Annotated in this window: 4 protein-coding genes; all 4 read left to right on the top strand. The window is 60.7% G+C overall.

The features are described from left to right. On the top strand, nucleotides 1–177 hold a 177-nt coding region (locus GPA_RS20595), incomplete at its 5' end, for an ArsA family ATPase (protein WP_197533063.1). 379 nt (nucleotides 178–556) lie between these two features. Then, the gene (locus GPA_RS03040; RefSeq protein WP_015538895.1) at nucleotides 557–1,150 is read left to right on the top strand and encodes a type IV toxin-antitoxin system AbiEi family antitoxin domain-containing protein; all 594 of its coding nucleotides are present in this window, start codon (nucleotides 557–559) and stop codon (nucleotides 1,148–1,150) included. Continuing rightward, nucleotides 1,150–1,998, top strand: coding sequence for a nucleotidyl transferase AbiEii/AbiGii toxin family protein (locus GPA_RS03035; protein ID WP_015538894.1), 849 nt, complete (start codon nucleotides 1,150–1,152; stop codon nucleotides 1,996–1,998). Before GPA_RS03040 ends, GPA_RS03035 begins: the two co-directional genes overlap by 1 nt. Next, nucleotides 1,995–2,987 (top strand): DUF512 domain-containing protein (locus GPA_RS03030; RefSeq protein WP_231847553.1); only part of this gene is annotated, 993 nt, incomplete at its 3' end. The genes GPA_RS03035 and GPA_RS03030, both read left to right, overlap by 4 nt.

The raw sequence follows: 2,987 nt of genomic DNA, 5'->3' as shown, positions 1-2,987 counted from the left end.
CCCGCGCCGTTCTTCGACAAGCGCGACCTCGACCTCGTGCAGGACGGCGACGCCCTCGTGGTGTCGCTGGCCAACCAGCGCCGCCGCATCCCCCTGCCCGCCCACCTGCGCGGCCGCGACGTCGCGAGCGCCCGCCACGAGGACGGCCTGCTCGTCGTGAGGTTTGAGGAATCATGATACTATTGTCCTATGCTATCGAGGGACGTCATGATAGACGGAAGCGAGGCGTATCGTGGGCGAACGGCTATTGGCTCCGCGGCCAGGCCGCCTACGACACCGAGATGGCGCGTCGCAAGCTGGGCCCCAAGCTGAGGAAGATCCAGCCTTGGAGCGCCGCAGCTTGCACTCGGCTCAACCGGCAGGATGGACGTGATCAAAAGAAAGCCGCTCTCAAGGCCTTTGCGGGCATAGGGGAGGGAGCATGCTCGACCCTGACGGACGAGGAGATGCGTGCGATATATCGGAGCCGGTGGGAATAGCGTGCTCATGGGCATGGCTATGATTTACATTCACGCCCAATTCGAATACAATCAGGGCGTGAATGTAAGGTGGTGTTATGGAAAAGACAGCTTTTCTGGACGCTTTGGTCGAGGAAGGACTCGGGTACCTGAAAACGTCCGACGCGGTTGAGGCAGGCGTTTCGAGGGCTTTTGTCGGCGATTACGTGCGGGCCAACGGAATGGAGCGGGTGGCCAAAGGCCTTTACAGAGCCCAAGATGCGTGGGATGACGGGATGTTCGTCTTGCAGACCCGTTATCCGGGTGCGGTGTTCTCTCACGAGACGGCTTTGTTCCTACTTGGACTCACCGATCGCGAGCCCGATCGCTACAGCATCACTTTGAAGGCGGGCGCCAGCTCTTCCAATTTGGCGCGTGAAGGGGTGCGAGTGCACAAGGTGAATTCCGAACTCTTCTCTTTAGGTGTTATTGAGATTCAAACGCCCTTTGGGCACACCGTGCGTGTGTACAATGCCGAGAGGACGGTGTGCGATATCGTGCGCAAGCGCAGATTCGTGGAAGCGCAAGAATTGCAAGGAGCTCTGAAGAGCTACGTCCGACGCAAGGGCAAAGATATCCCGTTGCTGATGCGTTATGCGAAGGCGCTCTCCGTCGAGAAGGTCTTGAGCCGCTACCTGGAGGTGCTCCTGTGATGATCCGCACAGCCCAACAGCTCAAAGGAAAGATTCGCAACCTTTCGATGGGCGATAGCGCCAAAGCGCAGATGCTCATGCGGACGTACGCGACGGAGCGCTTCTTGGAAAGGCTTTCGCTTTCCCCTTATCGCGAGAATCTCATCTTGAAGGGTGGCACTCTTGTAGCCGCCCTAGTCGGATTGGAAGCCCGTTCGACCATGGATGTGGATACGACGATCAAAAGCCTTCCTTTGACCAAGGAAGACATCCGCGCGGTCGTGGATGAGATCTGCGCCATTTCCCTTGACGACGGCATGGCTTTCGAGATCGAAAAAGTCGAAACCATTATGGACGACGACGAATACCCCGGCATCAGGGTTTACCTGCAAGCGACGCTTGAGCGGATACGTATCCCCATGAAGCTCGATTTTTCAACCGATGAGGCAATCACCCCGAGCGAGCTGAGGTTCGAGTACAGGCTGATGTTCGAGAATCGCTCAGTTGCGATCATGGCGTACAATGCCGAGACCTTGATAGCTGAGAAGCTGGAAACGGTTGTGGCCCGAGGCGTTGCCAACACCAGGATGCGCGATTTCTACGATCTGTTCGTGCTTGAGAAAACGAAGTCCGTGCCCATCGATGAAGCGGTGTTGCGGCAAGCCTTCGTCAACACATGCGGCAAAAGGGGCACGTCGGTAGCTGGAGATCGCATTGACGTGATTGTTCGGGAAATTAGATCGAGCAGGGAGATGTCAAGCTTGTGGCAGGCATATGGTGCGAGATTTTCCTATGCTTCTTGCTTGTCATGGCCGGCTGTGCTTGACGTCATCGAAGGGTTTTTTGGCAAAGTGAAGGTTTGTTCATGAGCACCTATCCCTCCAAGGACATCGAACGCGCGGCGCGGATCGGCGAGTCCAACGCGCCGCGGGCGCTCGTGCGCGCGGTGGCGCCGGGGAGTCCTGCCGACGACGCGGGGTTCGAGCCGGGTTGCTTTGTGACCAGCGTGGACGGTTGGCCGGTGCGCGACCTCATCGACTGGCGATGGCTCGCGTCCGACGACGTCATGGAGCTCGGCTACATCGACCTCGACGGCGACGAGGGGGTCGTGGAGCTCGAGCGCGGCGAGGGCGAGGACTGGGGCTTCGAGTTCGAGGGCGTCGTGTTCGACGGGGTGAGGCAATGCCGCAATGCCTGCACCTTCTGCTTCATGCGCCAGCTGCCCGATGACATGCGCTCGTCGCTCACGCTGCGCGACGACGACTTCCGCTTGAGCTTCCTTGCGGGCACGTTCGTCACCTTCACCAACCTGAAACCCGAGGACGAGCAGCGCATCGTGGAGCAGCGCATCTCGCCCCTGCGCCTGTCGCTGCACGTGGCCGACCCCGACGTGCGCCGCCGTATGATCGGGCGGCATGCGCAGCACGGCATCGACGTGCTGGAGCGGCTGCTGGCCGCCGGCATCGAGTTCCACGCCCAGATCGTGCTCGTGCCCGGCCAGAACGACGGGGCCGTGCTCGAGGATACGCTGACCTGGGCCTATGCGCGTCCCGGCATCTTGGACGTGTGCATCGTGCCGCTGGGCTTCACGAAGCACCAGAGCGTCTTCGACCGCAGCTTCAACGATCCCGTGTCGTCGCGCGCCGTCATGGACCTGGTCGTGCCGTTCCAGCGGCGGGCGCTCGCCGAGCGCGGGAGCATGTGGGCCTTTCCGGCCGACGAGTTCTACCATAACGCCTACGGCCCCACGCTGCTGGACAACCTGCCGCCAGCGGGACACTACGGCGACTTCGGCATGTTCGAGGACGGCGTGGGCATCATCCGCTCGTTCGTGGACGACTGGGAGCAAGCCGCGGCG

The organism is Gordonibacter pamelaeae 7-10-1-b, from assembly GCF_000210055.1.
Lineage (GTDB): Bacteria > Actinomycetota > Coriobacteriia > Coriobacteriales > Eggerthellaceae > Gordonibacter > Gordonibacter pamelaeae.
This window is presented reverse-complemented; position numbering and strand designations above follow the sequence as displayed.

Excerpts from the sequence above, each read along its gene's own strand:
- GPA_RS03035 (WP_015538894.1), top strand. The coding sequence starts at position 1,150 with ATGATCCGCACAGCCCAACAGCTCAAAGGAAAGATTCGCAACCTTTCG.
- GPA_RS03040 (WP_015538895.1), top strand. The coding sequence starts at position 557 with ATGGAAAAGACAGCTTTTCTGGACGCTTTGGTCGAGGAAGGACTCGGG.